The following is an 18528-nucleotide window of genomic DNA, read 5'->3' on the forward strand; positions in this document are numbered from 1 at the left end:
GCGCAGGCCCGCGGGACGGCGGTCTCCGAGGGTTTCTTGTCGGTAGGTCACAGTATTGGGCCAAAATTCGCGTTGGTGCTGAAGTCTCCCCGATGACCGGCTGGCTACTCCGGTATCTTTTCCGCCATGTCACAGTCAGAGCGCCTCGTGCTAGCGACGCGCTACCGGCTGGTCTCGGAGATCGGTCAGGGTGCCAACGGCACCGTGTGGCGGGGGCACGACGAGCTCCTCGACCGCGCCGTCGCGATCAAGGAACTGCGGCTCCCCGACAACCTCGCCGAGGACGACCGGGTGGTCTTCTACCGCCGTACCCTCCGGGAGGCGCGCGCGCCCGCACAGCTGCGCACGCACTCCATCGTCGAGGTCTACGACGTGGTCATCGAGCAGGGCCGGCCCTGGATCGTGATGGAGATGATCGAGGCGCCCAGCCTCGAACAGCTCATCGAGCGCTCGGGGCCGCTGCCGCCCGAGCGGGTCGCGCACATCGGCCGCGCCCTGCTGGACGCCCTCAACACCGCGCACAAGGCCGGGATCGTGCACCGCGACCTGAAGCCGAGCAACGTGCTGCTGGACGGCGACCGCGTCGTCCTCACCGACTTCGGGCTCGCGTTCTCCTCGGAGTCGGCGAGCCTCACCAAGACGGGCCACTTCATGGGGTCGCCCGCGTACGTGGCGCCCGAGGTCGCCGCCGGGGAGAAGGCGACCCCGCGGTCCGACCTGTGGTCGCTCGGCGCGACGCTGTACGCGGCGCTGGAGGGCCGCCCGCCGTTCGAGCGCGAGAACGTCATGGCGACGCTGTCGGCGCTGGCCAACGAGTCGACCCCCGCCCCGCAGAACGCCGGCGTGCTCGCGCCCGTCATCACCGGGCTGCTGGAGAAGAACCCGACCCGGCGGCTCAGCCACGCCCGCGCGGTCGACCGGCTCGAACGGGCCCTGGCGGGGCCGCGCTCGGGGCGCCGCGCGCCGACCCCCCGCTACCGGCTGATGGTCGTGATCGGGCTCATCGGCGCGACCGTCGCCTCCTGCGGCATCGGCGCCACCGCCCTCATCGTCGGCATGATGCGGGAGAGCCCCGGCCCCTCCCCCACCGCCACCGCGTCCGGCCCGGCGAGCGCCACCCAGGCCGCCGCGCCGCCCGGCGCCGCGACCAGCACGCTGGTCGTCCGGGCCCGCACCGACTCCTGCAAGATCTTCGTGTCGGTGCCGGGGGCCGCGATGACCGTGCTCAGCGACGAGACGCTGAGCATGGGCGAGGCGCGCCGGTACGACCAGCCGCGCATCAACGCGGTGGTCTACGACGCGTCCGCCTGCGACGTCTGGGTGAACGGGCGGCAGAAGCCCGCGGGCAAGCCGGGCGAGCGGCAGAACTACACGCTGAACAAGGAGTGATCCGCGCCTCACGCGGGAATGCGTGACCCACTGACGGGGCTGCCCTTTCAGGCGGCAGCGGACGACGGCGGCCGCCGAAGTCGAGTGGGAGGCGTTCCATGGGCGAGCAGGGGTTCCGGGTCGAGCACGACTCGATGGGCGAGGTCCGGGTGCCGGCCGCGGCCAAGTGGCGGGCCCAGACGCAGCGCGCCGTGGAGAACTTCCCGATCTCGGGGCGGACGCTGGAGGCCTCGCACATCGCCGCGCTCGGCCAGATCAAGGCCGCCGCGGCGGTCGTCAACGCCGAGCTGGGAGTCCTCGACGAGGACCTCGCCGGCGCCGTCGCCGAGGCCGCCCGCGAGGTCGCCGCCGGACGGTGGGACGACCAGTTCCCGATCGACGTGTTCCAGACCGGGTCGGGGACGTCGTCCAACATGAACGCCAACGAGGTCGTGGCGACGCTGGCGCAGGAGCGGCTCGGCCGCCCCGTCCATCCCAACGACCACGTGAACGCCTCACAGTCGTCCAACGATGTGTTCCCCTCGTCCATCCACATCGCGGCGACCGGGGCCGTCGTGAACGATCTGATCCCCGCGCTGCGGCATCTGGAGGCCGCGCTCGCCCGCAAGGCCGACGAGTTCGCGACCGTCGTCAAGTCCGGCCGCACCCACCTGATGGACGCGACGCCGGTGACGCTCGGGCAGGAGTTCGGCGGGTACGCCGCGCAGGCCCGGCACGGCGCGGAGCGGCTGGAGGCCGTCCTGCCGCGGCTGGCGGAGCTGCCGCTCGGCGGTACCGCGGTCGGCACCGGGATCAACACACCGGAGGGCTTCGCGGCCCGCGTCATCGCCGAGATCGCGCGGGCCACCGGGCTGCCGCTCACCGAGGCCCGCGACCACTTCGAGGCGCAGGGCGCGCGGGACGGCCTGGTGGAGGCCAGCGGCGCGCTGCGCACGGTCGCGGTGAGCCTCACCAAGATCGCCAACGATCTGCGCTGGATGGGGTCGGGGCCGCGCGCCGGGCTCGCCGAGATCCGGCTGCCCGACCTGCAGCCGGGCTCGTCGATCATGCCCGGGAAGGTGAACCCGGTGATCCCCGAGGCGGTGGCGCAGGTCGCCGCGCAGGTCATCGGGAACGACGCGGCGGTCGCGTTCGGGGGCGCGTCCGGCAGCTTCGAGCTGAACGTGATGCTGCCGATGCTGGCCCGCAACGTGCTGGAGTCGATCACCCTGCTGGCGAACGCGTCCCGGCTGCTGGCCGACCGCTGCGTGGACGGCGTCGAGGCCGACGTGGAGCGGATGCGCGAGTACGCCGAGTCCTCACCGTCGATCGTGACGCCGCTGAACCGCTACATCGGGTACGAGGAGGCCGCGAAGGTCGCCAAGCAGGCGCTGCGGGAACGCCGCACGATCCGCGAGGTCGTGCTGGAGCGCGGCCACGTCGAGGAGGGAAGGCTCACCGTCGAGCAGCTGGACCAGGCGCTCGACGTGCTGGGGATGACCGGCGCGGCCCGCCGCTGAGGGGGCGGCGCCCCGCCCCGGACGTCCTGCGCGTCCCAGCCGCCGCGCAGGACGTCCGGGACGCGCCGGGCCGATCAGTACCAGCCGACGGACTGCGAGTGCGACCACGCGCCGCACGGCGTTCCGTAGCGGTTCTTGATGTAGCCGAGCCCCCACTTGATCTGGGTGGTGGCGTTGTTCTGCCAGTCGGGTCCTGCGCTGGCCATCTTGGAGCCGGGCAGGGCCTGCGGAACTCCGTAAGCGCCCGAGGAGGGATTGGACGCGTGGACGTTCCAGTGGCTCTCCTTGTTCCACAGGTTCACCAGGCAGCCGAACTGGCCGCTGCCGCTGAACCCGTAGCTCGGCATCAGCCGCTTGGCGATCGCCTGCGCCTCGCCGGCGGGGACCGGGTCGCCGGTGGGTCCGCCGGTGCCGCCTCCGCCGGTCTTCTTCTTCTCCGGCGTCTTGGTCGGGATCGGCTTGCCCTTGGGAAGCAGCGAGGGGCCCTTCTTGCCGCCGTCCTGGCGCGTCGCGCGGGAGGCGCGGTCGAGCGCCAGCTTCTTGCGCTGCTGCTCCAGCACCTTCGGGTCGATCTTCGGCGGCGCGGCGGCGTCGGCGAGCTGCTTGGTCGGCTTGACGGTCTGCGTGCCCTCGTCGCCGGAGCCGCCGGTCAGCGCGAACGCGGCGACAGCGCCGCCGCCGAGCAGGACGGCGGCGCCCGCGGCGACCACCGCGATCCGCACGCCGTTGCGGCCGCCGGAACCGTCCTTGCGGCCGCCGGAACCGCCCTTGCGGCCGGCGCGGCGGGGGCCGCCCGGCCCGGAGGAGATCTCGTCGCCGTGTCCGCCGGTGGAGACGCCGGTGCGCAGCGGCTCCTGGAGGGCCTGGAGCCCGAGCGTGTCCCCCGCGGGGGCGCCCGCGCGGGGGCCGGTGCCGGCGACGCGCACATCGTCCTCGTGCGGCGCCTCGGGCCCCTCCGCGGAGGGGGCAGGCGGCTGCGCCGGGTCGGCCGCGGCCATCGACGCCTGGCGGGGGTCGAAGCTCTGTCGATCGTCTCGCCTAGGGGACCCGGGACGGTCTCCGAACAAGGCGGTCCTTCCGACGGTCGCACGCGCATGGACACGCGCACGAACTGTTTCCACCCCGGTCCGCCCGCCGCCGGTCGTCCGGCGGCCTCGAACCCGGGACGGCGCCTCGCACGTCGCGCGCGTCAAGAGGGGGCGCGCTCCGGGCCGGCACCGCACTGGGGGTGCTTACGGGGAGACACAATGCCCCAGCCCGAGGGCTCCTCCGCAACCAAAACGAGATGAATGCGGCTGATGGGGCGATTGTCAACCCGGCCGGACCCCTGCCGAAAACCCGGATGGACCTGCGGTTCTCCACTCGCGCGGCAGAAAATGTGACCTTCGCCACATATCTACACTCCGAGGTTTAACGATCACCCTCCGTAGGAAGATGAACGGCGTTCTGAGACGCGGGGACCCCGGCGGCCGTCACGGTCCGCCGGGGCCCTCGGGACGTCCCGGTCAGACCCCGACGTCGCCGAGCATGTCGGTCACGAGCGCCGCGATCGGCGAGCGCTCCGACCTGGTCAGCGTCACGTGCGCGAACAGCGGGTGGCCCTTCAGTCGCTCCACCACGGCCGCGACGCCGTCGTGCCTGCCGACGCGCAGGTTGTCGCGCTGCGCCACGTCGTGGGTCAGCACGACCCGCGACCCGGCGCCGATCCGCGACAGGACGGTGAGCAGCACGCCGCGCTCCAGCGACTGCGCCTCGTCCACGATCACGAACGCGTCGTGCAGCGACCGGCCCCGGATGTGCGTGAGCGGCAGGACCTCCAACATGTCACGGTCCACGACCTCGTCGACGACCTCCGGCGTCGTCACCGCCGAGAGGGTGTCGTAGACCGCCTGCGCCCACGGCGACATCTTCTCGTTCTCCGAACCCGGCAGGTAGCCGAGCTCCTGGCCGCCGACCGCGTACAGGGGGCGGAACACCACGACCTTGCGGTGCTGCCGCCGCTCCAGCACGGCCTCCAGCCCCGCGCAGAGGGCGAGCGCCGACTTGCCGGTGCCGGCCCGCCCGCCGAGCGAGACGATGCCGACCTCCTCGTCCATCAGCAGGTCCAGCGCGATCCGCTGCTCCGCGGACCGGCCGCGCAGCCCGAACACCTCGCGGTCGCCGCGCACCAGCCGCACCGACTTGTCGGGCTGGACGCGGCCGAGGGCCGAACCGCGCTCCGACAGCAGCCGCAGCCCCGTGTGGCAGGGCAGGTCCCGCGCCTCCTCCAGGTCGGTGGTGCCCGCCTCGTACAGCTCCTCGACGGCCCCGGCGGTGACCTCCAGCTCGCGCATCCCGGTCCAGCCGGACTCCACGACGGCCAGCTCCGCGCGGTACTCCTCGGCGGCGAGCCCCACCGCGGACGCCTTCACCCGCATCGGCAGGTCCTTGGAGACCAGCACGACGTCGCGTCCCTCGCGGGCCAGCCACGCGGCCACCGACAGGATCCGGGTGTCGTTGTCGCCGAGCCGGAACCCGTCCGGCAGGACGCTCGGGTCGGCGTGGTTCAGCTCGACGCGGAGCGTTCCGCCCTGGTCGCCGAGCGCCCCCTCGACCGAGACGGGCTCGTCCAGCCGCCCGTGCCGCAGGCGCAGGTCGTCCAGCGTGCGCAGGGCCTGGCGGGCGAAGTAGCCGAGCTCCGGGTGGTGCCGCTTGGCCTCCAGTTCCGTGATGACGACGACGGGGAGTACGACCTCGTGCTCGGCGAACCGGGTCATCGCCCCCGGATCGGCGAGCAGGACGCTGGTGTCCAGGACGTACGTGCGCCGGTCCGGTTCCCTGCCGGGGACGGCGCCCCCGAGGTCCCCGGAGGTCTCCGGGACGGAGGCCCCGGAAGGGATCCCGGACGGGCCGGGACGGCGCGCGGAGGTTGTGGCCACTCGATCTCCCTGGATATGGGGGAACTGCCGGTGGCGCGCAGGTCCGCCCGCGCAGGGGCGGTGGTCCGCAGGGGACGGTCAGGTACCGTAGCGCCGGTGCCGCGCGGCGTAGGAGCGGATGGCCCGCAGGAAGTCGACCTTGCGGAAGTCCGGCCAATGGACTTCGCAGAAGTAGAATTCCGAGTGGGCGCTCTGCCAGAGCATGAAGCCGGAGAGACGCTGCTCCCCCGAGGTGCGGATGACCAGGTCCGGATCCGGCTGGCCGCGCGTGTAGAGATGCTCCGCGATGTGCTCCACGTCGAGGATCTCGGCGAGTTCCTCGATGCTGGTGCCACGACTCGCCTGCTCGATGAGCAGTGAGCGCACCGCATCAGCGATCTCACGCCTACCTCCATACCCAACCGCGACGTTCACAATCAGGCCGGGTGCGCTCGATGTGGCCTCTCCCGCATCTTTCAGGACGCGGGCCGTCTTATCGGGCAGCAGGTCGAGGGCGCCGACGGGCTTGACGTGCCAGCCGTCGGCGGCGAGCTTGCGGACGGTGTTCTCGATGATCGCCAGCAGCGGTTCGAGCTGGTCGGGGGGCCGGTTGAGGTTGTCGGTCGACAGCAGCCACAGCGTGACGTGCTCGACCCCCGCCTCGGCGCTCCACTGGAGCAGCTCGGAGATCTTCTGGGCGCCGCGCTGGTGCCCGGAGTTGACGTCGGCCAGCCCCATCGACCTGGCCCAACGCCGGTTGCCGTCCAGGATCACGCCGACGTGCCGGGGGGTGACATCGGTGGGCAGATCGGCCTCGACGCGCCGCTCGTACATCCGGTAGACGGCGTCGCGGACGGCCGCGTACGGGCCGCTGCGGCGGAGGGCGGAGATGAGCCGCCCGCCCTCGGCGGGACGCCGGCGCACGCCGTCCCTCCGCGCGCCGCGCGGCATCCTGGTGCGCGGCTCTCCCGTACGCCGAACCCCCATATGGGCTTCCCTTCGAGCGACCGACCCTGGCGGAAAGTCGCTCAATTATGGCCCGACGGCGACACTTCTCCCACCGTCCCCGTGACGCCAGACTAACGCGCGGGGCGCGCCAGACGGGGCGGATGGCCTGCTCTGGCCCGGTCCGCCTCGGCCAGCAGATCGGCGAGAAAACGCGCCAGTTCGGCCGAGGTGAGGACGGCGCGGACGCCGCGCCCGCTCGCCCCCCACGCCTCGATCACGGCGCGCCGCGCGACCCGCCACCGTCCCGCCGCGGACTGCTGGCGGCCGACCCACATCGAGGACGTGCGCAGGGAGCAGCGCAGCTCGCCGGTGCTGAGCACGTCGCCGCGGTCGCGGTACCGGAAGGCGAACAGCTCGGGTTCGCGGGCGGTGTCGCCGGGGGCGGGATCGGGGAAACGGTCGTCGGGGTCGGGCCAGCGCGCCGACTGCGGGGACCCGTCGGCGCGCGCGGCGGCGACCCGGGCGGCCAGACCGGCCAGGAAGTAGCCGCACCGCTCCCCCACCGCCCCGAACGAGTCGCCGTCGCGCCACAGTTCGAGCGTGACCTCGAAAGGGGTGCCGCCGCGGTCGAGCGAGGCGATCGGGACCACCGCGAGGTCGGACCCGTCCAGGCAGCGCAGCCCCAGCATCCCGTGCACCTCCCGCCCGCGTCCGGCCCGCCTCCAGGCACAGTAGGGGAGGTCGCCACCATGATCACACCCAGTGATCATCGCGATCGGGTAATGGTTGCCGCGGGCCGGCCGGGCCGGCCGGGCCGGCCGGGCCGGCCGGTCAGGCCTGCGGGCCGGCGGCGCGGGCGCGCTCGACGTGCTGCAGGGCGCTGCGCAGCTCCGACAGCCACTCGTCGGTGTTCTTGCCGACGAGCCGGACGCACCAGGCGAGCGCGTCGCTGCGGCTGCGGGCGACCCCGGCGTCCACGAGCGTGTCCAGGACGCGGCGCTCGGGCTGCCGCAGCCGCGTCATGACCGGCACCGAAAGGGTCGTGAACATCTCCCGCCCGCCATCGCACTCCACCCCCCAGGACACCTTGCGGCCGAAGCGCTGCTCGGCCTCCCGGGCGATGGAGATCCGCCGGTCGCGGGTCTCGTCTCGGAAGCGCTGGACGTGCCCGGCGACGACGCCCGCACGCTCGGCGCCGGACGCCTCGGCCGCGGCGGCCGGGACGGGCAGCGTGCCGACGACCGCGACCTCCTCGCGGTCGACGACGACCTCGGGCGCGCCCTCGAACCAGTCCTCGGGGAGCCGTCCGGTGAACCAGCCGCGCAGCTGCTCCGCCGCTTCGCTCGTATTCATGTAATCAAAATTACAACCTAGCCCGGGGGATGCGCCAGCCCTCGCCTCGATTGACAACCACCTCCATTTGATAGTTACTTTCATTTTGAAGACACAATCATTTGGAGGTGGCGGTCATGACGGTGGGTCACCGGCGGCGCTGGTTCGGGCTGGGCGCGCTGGCGCTGAGCATGCTGGCGCTCGGCTTCGACATGACGATCCTCAACGTGGCGCTGACCACGCTGTCGGAGGAGCTGCACGCGAGCACCAGCGAGCTGCAGTGGATCGTGGACTCCTACCTGCTGGTGTTCGGGGCGCTGCTGCTCCCGGCCGGGCTGCTCGGCGACCGGTTCGGCCGCAAGCGGCTGCTGGTGGCGGGCCTCGCGGTCTTCGGCGCCGCCTCGCTCGCCGGGGCGTTCGCGGACGGCCCCGGCGGCGTCGTCGCCGCCCGCGCGTTCATGGGGCTCGGCGCGGCGGTGGTGACGCCGCTGTCGATGTCGATGCTCCCCGCGATCTTCCCGCCGGAGGAGCGGACCCGCGCCGTCGCGGTCTGGTCGTCGGCGATGGCGCTCGGCCTGCCGCTCGGCCCGCTGCTCGGCGGCTGGCTGCTGGAGAACTTCTGGTGGGGGTCGGTCTTCCTGGTCAACGTGCCGGTCGTGCTCGTCGGCGGCGTCGCGGTGGCGCTGCTGCTGCCCGAGACGCGGGACCCGTCCGCGCCCCGGGTGGACGGGGCCGGCTCGCTGCTGTCGATGGCCGGCGTCGTCGCGCTCGTGTACGGGGTCATCGAGGCCCCGGTGCGGGGCTGGGGCGACGCGGTGGTGCTGGTGTCGTTCGCGCTCGCGGCCGTCCTGCTGGCCGGGTTCGTCCTGTGGGAGCGGCGCGCCGCCGCGCCCATGATGGACATGGCGCTCTTCCGCGACCCCGGGTTCGCGTGGGCGGTGGTCGCCGCCGTCACCGCGAACCTGATGATGGCCGGGGCGCTGTTCGTCCTGCCGCAGTACCTGGAGGCCGTCCAGGGCAACGACGTGTTCGGCACGGGCCTGCGGCTGACGCCGATGCTGCTCGGCCTGCTCGCCGGCGGGATCGTCACCGACCGGGTCGCGCACCGCGCCGGGCACAAGCCGATCCTCGTCACCGGGCTGCTCGTGCTCGCCGCCGGCTTCGGGTGGGGCGCGCTCACCACGGCGGGCGACGGCTACTCCGCCACCGTCCCGTGGCTGCTCGTCCTCGGCCTCGGCTGCGGCCTGACCATCGTCCCGGCGATGGACGCGGTCCTCGCCGCCCTGCCGGCCGCCCAGGCGGGACGCGGCTCGGGCCTCGTCCAGACGCTGCGCCAGACGGCCGGGACGCTCGGCGTAGCGGGGCTCGGCAGCCTGCTGTCGGCGCTCTACCGGGACCGCGTGCCCACCGGCGGGCTGCCGCCCGAGGCGGCGGGCGCGGCGCGCGACTCCATCGGCGGCGCCGTCGCCGCCGCCGCGCGGCTGGACGACGCCGCCCTGCTCGCCTCGGCCCGGGGCGCCTACGTCCACGGCATGGACGCGGTGTTCGCCGCCTGCGGCGCCGCCGCGGCCGCGGCCGCCCTGCTCCTGTGGATCTTCCAGCCCGGGCGGGCGCGGGAGGGTGCGGCCCCCGCCGCCGATGCACGAGAATCGGACCATGAGCACGTCGTCCCGTGAGCACGCCATCGACCGGCTGGAGGACCGGCTCGCCCGGCTCCCGCTGCGGGAGCGCAAGAAGCTGCGGACCCGCCGGACGATCCAGGACCACGCCCTCCGGCTGTTCGGCGAGCAGGGGTACGACGAGACGACCGTGGAGCAGATCGCGGCGGCGGCCGAGATCTCGCCGAGCACGTTCTTCCGCTACTTCCCCACCAAGGAGGACGTGGTCGTCACCGACGAGTACGACCCGATCATGGCGGAGGTCATGCGGGGCCAGCCGGCCGGGATGCCGCCCATCGAGGCGCTGCGGGCCACGCTCCGCGAGATGCTCCCGCTGATGTACGAGACCGACCTGGACGTGGTCAACGTCCGGCTGCGGCTCACCGCCCAGGTCCCGGCGCTGCGCGCCCGCACGTTCGAGTCGCTGCGCGAGGGCACGCACGCCATGCTGACCGAGGTCGTCGGGCACCGGACCGGGCGGGGGGCCGGCGACCCGGACGTGCAGACGTTCACCTGGGCCGTCCTGGGCGTGCTCCAGGCGGCGATGTACCAGTGGGTGGACGGACGCGCGACGACCGAGGAGCTTCCCGAGATCGTCGACCGCAACCTGGAGTTCCTGGGCCGCGGCTGCCCGCTGTGAACCGGCGCCCGGGCCGGGCGGGTCAGCGCGCCAGCGCGGCGGCCATCTTGGGGCTGACGCGCACGGCGCCGCGCATGTTGCGGGTGTAGACGTTCTGGACCTGCACCACGGTGCCCGTGCGCGGAGCCGCCAGCATCTTGCCCTGGCCCAGGTAGAGGGCGATGTGCGAGATGTAGCCGGGCGCGGTCGGGTCGTTGGCCCAGATGAGCATGTCGCCCGGCTCGGCCTTGCTGTAGGGGACGACCCAGCCCGCGCGGGCCTGGTCGGCGGCGACGCGCGGGAGCCGGATGCCCGCCCTGGCGAACGCGTACTGCATCAGGCCGGAGCAGTCGTAGCCGCCCTCGGCCTCGGACTCGCCGCCCCACACATACGGCCAGCCGAGCCGCGTGTAGGCCGCCTTGATCACGGTCCGGACCTGGCCGGCCGTCATGACCTGGCCGTTCGCCGTCGGCACGTTCCCGGACTTCGGGAAGTCGATCTCGGGGTTGACCGCGACGGCCCTGGCGCCCTTCGGCAGCGCCTTGCGCAGCTTCTTGATGAACGTCTTCGGCGCGGTCTTCGGGACGCTGACCAGCATCGCGTTGCCGGTCGGCAGCCCGAGGGCCTGCGCGGTGGCGTGCGAGACGACCGCGTCGACGTCGCTGACGCCCATCGTCGCGTACGCGCCCACCCGCAGCTGCGACTGGTGCTGCTTCCCTCCGACGGGCACCTGGCTGCCGAGCTCGACGCCGCCGTCGCTGCCCATCGTGAACGAGATGGCGACGTCGCCGGAGGCCACGTTGCGCCAGAGCGCGTCCGACTTGGCGGTCGGCTTCGGCGTGTAGTTGCGGAACGTGGACGGGTCGACGCCCATCAGCCCGACGCGCTTGCCCGCGACCATGCCCTGCACGGCGTCGACGACCTCGACGCCCTTCACGCCCTTGGCCTCGCGGACCTTCTGGACGAACCCGGCCGGAAGCGTGGTCGGCGCCGCCACGAGGACGTGCGGGGTGAGCCGCTTGCCGAGCGGCGCGACCGCCGTGGGCGACAGGCCGGTGCTGCCGGACGCGGCCACGAACCTGGCCCGCTGCTCGCCGGGCGGCGCCTTCGCGGGACCGTCGTCGCGCGCGACGAGGACGGCGGTGTTGGCGGCGAGCGTCGTCAGCACGGAGACGCCGATGATCGTCGGTAGCATCCGGCGGTTCGGCTTGCCCACTGCCACGCTCCCTCGATGGTCGCCCTGCGCCGGCTCCTGACCGGGCACCGGACACGACTATGACTCACATCGTCGGCCATCGTCCAGATACCCGGGGCGCCCTGTGACACCCTCGTCCGCTCTACCCCGTTGGGTCAGGAGCGTCCCTGTTACTCAGTAGTAACAGCCCGGCCATCTGAGATCAAGGTCACGCTGCCACAAAGTGGATCGTCAGTCCAATTGGCCACGTAGTTCGCGGTTCAGCTCGGCCTGGGTCGTGACGGGCAGCCGGCAGACGAACCCCCGGCAGACGTACGCGGCGGGCTCCCCCTCCACCAGGCCCCGCCCCTCCAGCAGCGGCACGCCCTCGGCGTCCGGCGGGCCGGCGCTCACCACCGCGCCCGGGGCGACCGCCATGAGGGCCGTCCGGTGCAGCGCGCGGGTGCGCTCGTCGTCCGGATCGCCGATCACCGCGATCTCGACCGGGCCCGCCGCGCGGGCCTCGGCCACCGCGAGGCCCCAGCCCGCGAACCGCGCGTGCTTGCCGGCGAGCGCCGCGGCGGGGGCCAGCGCGTCCTCCGCCGCCTGCCGGTGCCAGTCGGACCCGGTCAGCGCGGCGAACGACAGCAGCGCCCCCGCCGCCGCGAACTGCCCCGACGGCGTCGCGTTGTCGGTCGGGTCCTGCGGGCGCCGGAACAGCCGCTCGGCGTCGTCGGCCGTGTCGTAGAAGCCGCCCTCCCCGTCGCCGAACCGTTCGAGGACGGTGTTCAGCAGCTCGCCCGCCAGCCGCACCTGGCGCGGGTCGCCGGTGACCGCGTGCAGGGCGAGCAGCCCCTCGGCCACGTCGGCGTAGTCCTCCAGGACACCGGCGTTCGCTCCGGCCGTCCCGTCCTTGGACGTGCGCGCCAGCCGGCCGTCCCGCAGATGGACCTCCTCCAGCAGCCGCGCGACCTCCTCGGCCGCCCGGACCAGGTCCGGCCGGTCGAACAGCGCGCCGCACTCGGCCAGCGCCGCGACGGCGAGCCCGTTCCACGCCGCCACCACCTTGTCGTCCCGCGCCGGCGGGATCCGCTGCGCGCGGGCCCCCAGCAAGGCGGTGCGCACACGCTCGTACCGCTGGGCGTCATCGGGGTCGCTCAGAAGCTGGAGGACGGAGGCGCCCTGCTCGAACGTCCCCGTCACCTCGAACAGCGTCTCCGCGAACGCGCCGTCCTCCTCCCCGAGCACCTCGCGCAGCTGCTCGGGCGTCCACACGTAGTACCTGCCCTCCACGCCCTCGCTGTCGGCGTCCAGCGCTGAGGCGAGACCGTTCTGGTCGGTGCGCAGGTCTCGCAGCATCCAGTCGCACGTCTCCAGCGCGATACGGCGCGCGAACGGCGAACCCGTCAGCCGCCACCAGTGCGCGTAGACGCGGGCCAGCAGAGCGTTGTCGTAGAGCATCTTCTCGAAGTGCGGGACGACCCACCGCTCGTCCACCGAGTACCGCGCGAACCCGCCGCCGAGCTGGTCGTACATCCCGCCGCGGGCCATCGCCTCCAGCGTGCGGGACGCCATCTCCAGCGACTCCCCGTCACCCGTGCGCGCGTGGTGGCGCAGGAGGAACTCCAGCGCCATCGACGGCGGGAACTTGGGGGCGCCGCCGAACCCGCCGCGCACCTTGTCGTAGGAGCCCGCGAGCACCTTCACCGCGTGCGCGAGCACCTCGTCGCCGGGCGCCTCCGTCCCCGCGAGGCCGGACCCGCGCGAGGTCAGGGCCTCGACGACCTGCTGCCCCTGCTGGGCGACGTCGTCGCGCTGCTCCGTCCACGCCTTGTGGACGGCCTGCAGCAGCGCGCGGAACTGCGCCCGCGGGAAGTACGTCCCGCAGTAGAACGGATGCCCCTCCGGCGTCATGAACACCGTCATCGGCCAGCCGCCCTGGCCCGTCATGGCCTGGGTCGCCTCCATGTAGACGGCGTCGATGTCCGGGCGCTCCTCCCGGTCGACCTTGATGTTCACGAACAGCTCGTTCATGGCCCGCGCCGTCTCGCCGTCCTCGAAGGACTCGTGCGCCATCACGTGGCACCAGTGGCAGGCGGCGTATCCGACGGAGAGCAGGACGGGGACGTCGCGCCGCCGCGCCTCGGCGAACGCCTCCCCGGTCCACTCCCACCACTCCACCGGGTTGCCGGCGTGCTGGAGCAGGTACGGGCTGGTCGCGTCCTTGAGCCGGTTCATGCCCCCGATCCTGCCCGATCCGGCCGCCGCCTCACTCCCCCCGCGCCCGCGCGGCGAGACCGGCCAGGGCCGACTCGATGGCGCGGTGGAAGGTGGGATACGCGTAGATCATCTCGCGGAGGGCGGCGGTGGGGGTCTCGGTGTGGACGGCCACGGCCAGGAAGCCGAGCACCTCCCCGCCGGACGGGCCCGCGGCGGTGGCGCCGACCAGGGTCCCCCACTCGACGTCCTCGACGAGCTTGACGAAGCCGTCGTTGCCGGCCTTGTGGATCCAGCCGCGGGTCGACTCGGGGATCGGCGCGACGGCCGTGCGGACCGGGAGGTTCTGGTCGCGGGCCTGGGCCTCGGTCAGCCCCACGGACGCGATCTCGGGGTCGGTGAAGGTGACGCGCGGCACCGCGCGGTAGGCGGCGGGCGGCCCCTCCTCGCCGAGGACGTCCCGGACGGCGACGGCCGACTGGTACATGGAGACGTGCGTGAACGCGCCCATGCCGGTGATGTCGCCGATCGCCCACACGCCGTCGGCGGCGCGCAGGTGGCCGTCCACGGAGATCCGGCGGGCGTTCTCGTCCAGGCCGACGGCGCCGAGGCCGAGGCCCCGGAGGTTGGGGCGGCGGCCGGTCGCGACGAGGAGGCGGTCCGCGACGAGCGTCTCGCCGCCGAGGCGCATCGTGAACTCGGACCCGTCGTGGGTGACGCCGGTGACGTTCACGCCGGTGCGCACGCCGATGCCCTCGCGCTCGAACACCTCGCGCAGCAAAGCGCCGGCCTCGGGCTCGTCGTTGACGAGCAGGTGGTCGGCCGCCTCGACGACGGTGACGCGGCTGCCGAAGCGGGAGAAGACCTGCGCCATCTCGACGCCGACCACCCCGCCGCCGAGGATGAGGAGCGACTCGGGGGCCTCCATGGCCTGGACGGCTTCGCGGTTCGTCCAGTAGGGAGTCTCGGCGAGTCCGTCGATGGGCGGGGCCGTGGGCGAGGTGCCCGTGTTGAGCACGATGCCGCGCCGGGCGCTGAAGACCTGGCCGTCCACGGTCACCTCGCGGGGGCCGGTGATGCGGCCCCGTCCGCGCACCAGCCGCACGCCCTTGCCGGTGAGGCGGTCGGCGGCGGCCCTGTCGTCCCACCCGTCGGTCGCCTCGTCGCGGATCCGGGCGGCCACCACCCCCCAGTCGGGCACGGCGGACGCCTCGCCCGCCATCCCGGGAACGCGGCCGGCCTCGGCGAGCAGCCCCGCGGCGCGCACCATCATCTTGGTGGGGACGCAGGCGTAGTAGGGGCACTCCCCGCCGACCAGCCGCGACTCCACCCCGACGACCGACAGGCCCGCCTCGGCGAGCCTTCCCGCGGCGTCCTCTCCCCCGGGCCCGAGACCGATCACCACGACATCGACTTCGTCAGCCATGCCCTGGGTCCTGCCCACCTGCCCTCAGGTCAGACGGCGCGACGGCAGCGGGATCCGGTCCAGATCGTGGACGAGGGTGATGTCACCGCCGAACGCGGCGGACGCCTCGTCCGCGAAGCGGTGCTCGTCGGCGGCGGGATAGCGCTCGGAGAAGTGGGTGAGGACGAGCCGCCGCACGCCCGCCTCCGCGGCCACCGCGCCCGCCTGGGCGGCGGTGAGGTGCCCGTACTCGGCGGCCAGGGCGGCGTCCTCGCCCAGGAAGGTGGACTCGATGACGAGCATGTCCACCCCCGCGGCCAGTTCGCGGACGCCGTCGCAGAGCCGGGTGTCCATGACGAACGCGACCTTCTGCCCGGGACGGGTCACGCTGCACTCGTCCAGCGTGACGGTGCGTCCGGCGGGCGTCAGGACCTGCCCGTCCTTCTGGAGGCGGCGGATCAGCGGCCCTTGGACGCCGCGGGCGGCGAGCTCGTGCGGCAGCATCGTCACGCCGTCCGGTTCCTCCAGCCGGTACCCGTACGCCTCCACGGGATGGGACAGCCGCCGCGCGACCAGGCTGAACGGGGCGCCCCCGGTGTCGAGCGCCATCCGCTCGCCGGACACGGGCCGCTCGCGAATGACGTCGGTGTCGCGGAACGCGGCCGCGTACCGCAGCCGCTCCCAGTAGGCACGGCCGCTCGCCGGGAACGCCGCGTCCACGGGGTGCGCGACGCCGTCGCGGGCGATGCGCTGGACGATCCCCGGCACGCCGAGGCAGTGGTCGCCGTGGAAGTGCGTCACGCAGATCCAGGTCACGTCGTTCGCGGAGAGCCCCGCGTGCGTCATCTGCCGCTGCGTCCCCTCCCCCGGGTCGAACAGGACGCCGTGCCCGTCCCAGCGCAGCAGGTAGCCGTTGTGGTTGCGGGACCTGGTGGGCACCGCGCTGGCGGAGCCGAGGACGGTGAGATCGCGAACGGACATCCCCCCATGGTGCCGGTCGCAGGGCCGTGCAAGCGCTTGGTTATTCTGTGCGCGATGCAGACGACCTTGGGAGGGCCCGTTGGCCGGTAGCAAGCGCGACAAGATCAAGATGACGCCGGAGGAGGTGGCGGACTACCTGGCCGCCAACTTCAAGGTGCAGGTCGCGACCGTCGGCAAGGACGGCGAGCCCCACCTGGTGACGATGTTCTACACGCTGTACGAGGGCAAGATCGCCTTCACCACGTACAGGTCCTCGCAGAAGGTGATCAATCTGCGCCGCGACCCGACCATGACGTGCCTGGTCGAGGACGGCGTCGAGTACAACGAGCTGCGCGGCGTCGCCCTCTACGGGCGCGGCCTGGTCATCGAGGACCCCGAGCCGCGGTCCAAGGTCGGCATGGTCGTCGGCTCCCGCATGGCGGGCCTGCCCGTCCCGGAGATGGGCGAGCCGGTCGACCCGGTGATCGCCGAGGGCATCGAGCAGGCGCTGGCCAAGCGCGTCCTCATCGTCATGGAGCCCGACCGGGTCGTCAGCTGGGACCACGGCAAGGTGTAGGCCCCGCCCCGGGCCGGGCGGGTCAGGCCGGGCGGGTCAGCTCCCTGGCGCGGTCCAGGGCGGCGCGCTCGGCCGCGCCGTCGCCGCGGAGGCGGGCGGCGTCGGCGATGTGGACGAACATCGCTGCCTGCCCGCCGACCTCGTCCAGCCGGCGCAGGATCTCCAGGGCCTGGCCGAAGAAGTTGACGGCCGCGACGGGACGGCGCGCGCGCAGGTAGGCCTCGCCGAGGCTCTCCAGCGCGCGGGCCCGGCACGGCTCGTCCGGCTCCGGCAGGGCGGCGAACTCGTCCGGCAGCGGGCCGAGCAGCCCGATCGCCCGGTCGAGGTCGCCGCCGCCGATCAGCGCCCGGGCGAGGTCGTGGCGCGCCACCAGCACCGCGTGGGGGTCGCCGCCCCGCTCGGCGAGGCGCAGGGCCTCCCCCAGCGTCTCGGCCGCCTCCGCCCAGCGCTCCCGCTCCAGCAGGGCCAGCCCCTCCGCCTCCACCTCACCGGTGGCCGCGCCGGCGAGATGCCGGTCGAGGGCGTGGCGGACCGCCGCGGGCGGGAGATCGCGGTCGGCGTCGTCGGAGTTCGCGCGCACGTCGAGGGTCCTCCCCGGACGCGGCGGCCTCCAACCGGGAGGGGCCCGGCGGGGGTCAGGCGTCGTCGTCGGAGGGCTTGGCCGCCGTACCGGCCCTGGCCGCCTTGGCCGCCTCGGCGCGCTCCCACTCCTGCTGCCTCAGGTCCGCCTCGCGGGGCGCCTGGATCTTCTTCATCTGCTTGCCCATCGATCGGATCAGGAAGACCGTCGCGGCCAGCAGGAGGAGGAACACGACGAAGCCGAGGACGCCGGGGCTGACCGTGTCGTCGTTCAGCGGCATGGCGTAGACGGCAGGCATCACAGACACACCTTCTCCCGGATGCCGGCGAACAGGTCGTCCTCCGGCAGTTCCGTGTCGACCAGGGACCTGGCCAAATGGTAGTCCTCGGTCGGCCATGCCTCGCGCTGGACGTCCAGCGGGACGACGAACCAGAACCCGTTCGGGTCGATCTGGGTGGCGTGGGCGAGCAGGGCCTGGTCCCTGGTCTCGAAGTGGTCGGCGCAGGGGACCCGGGTGGTGACCTCCCACTTCGCGCGCGCGTCGCCCTCCTCCTCGAAGCGCTTCAGCCAGTCGCCGTAGGGCGACTCCAGGCCGGCCTTCTCCATGGCGGAGTGCAGGGCGAGGATGCGCTCCTTGCTGAACGTCATGTGGTAGTAGAGCTTCAGCGGCTGCCAGGGGTCGCCCGTGCCCGGGTAGCGCTCAGGGTCGCCCGCGGCCTCGAACGCCTCCACCGACACCTCGTGGCACTTCACGTGGTCGGGGTGGGGGTAGCCGCCCTTCTCGTCGTAGGTGAGCATCACGTGCGGGCGGAACTCGCGGACCGCGCGCACCAGCGGCTCGGTCGCGGTCTCCAGCGGCTCCAGCGCGAAGCAGCCCTCCGGCAGCGGCGGCAGCGGGTCGCCCTCGGGGAAGCCGGAGTCGACGAACCCGAGCCAGCGCTGACCGACGCCGAGGATCTCGCGGGCCCGCGCCATCTCCGCCTCGCGGACCTTGCCGATGTCGGCCTTGACCTCGGGGCGGTCCATCGCGGGGTTCAGGATGTCGCCGCGCTCGCCGCCAGTGCAGGTGACGACGAGGACCTCGACGCCGTCGGCGACGTAGCGCGCCATCGTGGCCGCGCCCTTGCTGGACTCGTCGTCGGGGTGCGCGTGCACCGCCATGAGACGCAGGGGCTCGTCGCCGCCGCACGGCCGTTCGAGCGCCGCGCCGTCGAAGACGCCGGACGTACCGTCGATGACCTCGGACACTTGGGGGTCTCCCTCTCCGGACTGT

At 73.3% G+C, this 18528-nt stretch carries 17 protein-coding genes; 5 read left to right on the plus strand and 12 right to left on the minus strand.

Translation table 11 applies throughout. The annotated features are described in order from the left end of the window. The first annotated feature begins 126 nt into the window (after positions 1–126). Both BJY14_RS13590 and BJY14_RS13595 read left to right on the plus strand, forming a co-directional pair. Entirely contained in the window at positions 127–1389 is a 1263-nt protein-coding gene (locus BJY14_RS13590; RefSeq protein WP_179843955.1) for a serine/threonine-protein kinase, read from the plus strand. Between the two features lie 98 nt (positions 1390–1487). Next, the gene (locus BJY14_RS13595) at positions 1488–2888 is read left to right on the plus strand and encodes a class II fumarate hydratase (protein WP_179843956.1); all 1401 of its coding nucleotides are present in this window, start codon (positions 1488–1490) and stop codon (positions 2886–2888) included. Positions 2889–2962: 74 nt separating this feature from the next. Here the strand turns inward: BJY14_RS13595 and BJY14_RS44410 are convergent, their stop codons facing one another. The 5 genes from BJY14_RS44410 to abmR all read right to left on the minus strand — a co-directional run bounded on the left by BJY14_RS44410 (position 2963) and on the right by abmR (position 8086). Beyond that, a complete protein-coding gene (locus BJY14_RS44410; protein WP_218905349.1) occupies positions 2963–3886 on the minus strand; it encodes an aggregation-promoting factor C-terminal-like domain-containing protein in 924 nt (307 codons plus the stop codon). A 507-nt stretch (positions 3887–4393) separates the two neighbouring features. After that, complete coding sequence (gene phoH2 / locus BJY14_RS13605; protein WP_179849353.1) at positions 4394–5680, minus strand: RNA 5'-3' helicase PhoH2; 1287 nt, start codon at positions 5678–5680, stop codon at positions 4394–4396. Positions 5681–5884: 204 nt separating this feature from the next. Then, positions 5885–6709 carry an isoprenyl transferase gene (locus BJY14_RS13610; RefSeq protein ID WP_376770002.1) on the minus strand — a complete coding sequence of 275 codons (825 nt, stop codon included), beginning with the start codon at positions 6707–6709 and terminating at the stop codon, positions 5885–5887. A gap of 155 nt (positions 6710–6864) precedes the next feature. Next, the gene (locus BJY14_RS13615; RefSeq protein ID WP_179843958.1) at positions 6865–7422 is read right to left on the minus strand and encodes a hypothetical protein; all 558 of its coding nucleotides are present in this window, start codon (positions 7420–7422) and stop codon (positions 6865–6867) included. A gap of 142 nt (positions 7423–7564) precedes the next feature. Next, complete coding sequence (abmR, locus tag BJY14_RS13620; protein WP_179843959.1) at positions 7565–8086, minus strand: ATP-binding transcription factor AbmR; 522 nt, start codon at positions 8084–8086, stop codon at positions 7565–7567. A gap of 116 nt (positions 8087–8202) precedes the next feature. On the opposite strand from abmR, the gene BJY14_RS13625 reads away from it, so the two are divergent. Next, entirely contained in the window at positions 8203–9741 is a 1539-nt protein-coding gene (locus BJY14_RS13625) for an MFS transporter (protein WP_179843960.1), read from the plus strand. Beyond that, positions 9722–10363: an acyl-CoA-like ligand-binding transcription factor gene (locus BJY14_RS13630; protein ID WP_179843961.1), complete on the plus strand. Its 642-nt coding sequence runs from the start codon at positions 9722–9724 to the stop codon at positions 10361–10363. The genes BJY14_RS13625 and BJY14_RS13630 overlap by 20 nt, the downstream gene beginning before the upstream one ends. A gap of 22 nt (positions 10364–10385) precedes the next feature. Here BJY14_RS13630 and BJY14_RS13635 read toward each other — a convergent pair whose 3' ends face one another. The 4 genes from BJY14_RS13635 to BJY14_RS13650 all read right to left on the minus strand — a co-directional run bounded on the left by BJY14_RS13635 (position 10386) and on the right by BJY14_RS13650 (position 16119). Then, positions 10386–11558, minus strand: a complete 1173-nt coding sequence (locus tag BJY14_RS13635) for a C40 family peptidase (protein ID WP_179843962.1) — start codon at positions 11556–11558, stop codon at positions 10386–10388. 210 nt (positions 11559–11768) lie between these two features. Continuing rightward, complete coding sequence (locus BJY14_RS13640; RefSeq protein WP_179843963.1) at positions 11769–13754, minus strand: thioredoxin domain-containing protein; 1986 nt, start codon at positions 13752–13754, stop codon at positions 11769–11771. 31 nt (positions 13755–13785) lie between these two features. Beyond that, a complete protein-coding gene (locus BJY14_RS13645) occupies positions 13786–15159 on the minus strand; it encodes a dihydrolipoyl dehydrogenase family protein (RefSeq protein WP_179843964.1) in 1374 nt (457 codons plus the stop codon). A 24-nt stretch (positions 15160–15183) separates the two neighbouring features. Further along, the gene (locus BJY14_RS13650; RefSeq protein WP_179843965.1) at positions 15184–16119 is read right to left on the minus strand and encodes a ribonuclease Z; all 936 of its coding nucleotides are present in this window, start codon (positions 16117–16119) and stop codon (positions 15184–15186) included. Positions 16120–16198: 79 nt separating this feature from the next. On the opposite strand from BJY14_RS13650, the gene BJY14_RS13655 reads away from it, so the two are divergent. Beyond that, positions 16199–16675, plus strand: coding sequence for a pyridoxamine 5'-phosphate oxidase family protein (locus tag BJY14_RS13655; RefSeq protein ID WP_179843966.1), 477 nt, complete (start codon positions 16199–16201; stop codon positions 16673–16675). Positions 16676–16697: 22 nt separating this feature from the next. Here the strand turns inward: BJY14_RS13655 and BJY14_RS13660 are convergent, their stop codons facing one another. From BJY14_RS13660 to mca, 3 genes are read right to left on the minus strand one after another with little or no spacing between them, the layout of a single operon-like run. Further along, the gene (locus BJY14_RS13660; protein ID WP_179843967.1) at positions 16698–17255 is read right to left on the minus strand and encodes a tetratricopeptide repeat protein; all 558 of its coding nucleotides are present in this window, start codon (positions 17253–17255) and stop codon (positions 16698–16700) included. Positions 17256–17310: 55 nt separating this feature from the next. Next, the gene (locus BJY14_RS13665) at positions 17311–17553 is read right to left on the minus strand and encodes a hypothetical protein (protein WP_179843968.1); all 243 of its coding nucleotides are present in this window, start codon (positions 17551–17553) and stop codon (positions 17311–17313) included. After that, positions 17553–18416 carry a mycothiol conjugate amidase Mca gene (gene mca / locus BJY14_RS13670; protein WP_179849354.1) on the minus strand — a complete coding sequence of 288 codons (864 nt, stop codon included), beginning with the start codon at positions 18414–18416 and terminating at the stop codon, positions 17553–17555. Before mca ends, BJY14_RS13665 begins: the two co-directional genes overlap by 1 nt. Positions 18417–18528 lie beyond the last annotated feature (112 nt).

Source organism: Actinomadura luteofluorescens (genome assembly GCF_013409365.1).
In the GTDB taxonomy this organism is placed as follows: domain Bacteria; phylum Actinomycetota; class Actinomycetes; order Streptosporangiales; family Streptosporangiaceae; genus Spirillospora; species Spirillospora luteofluorescens.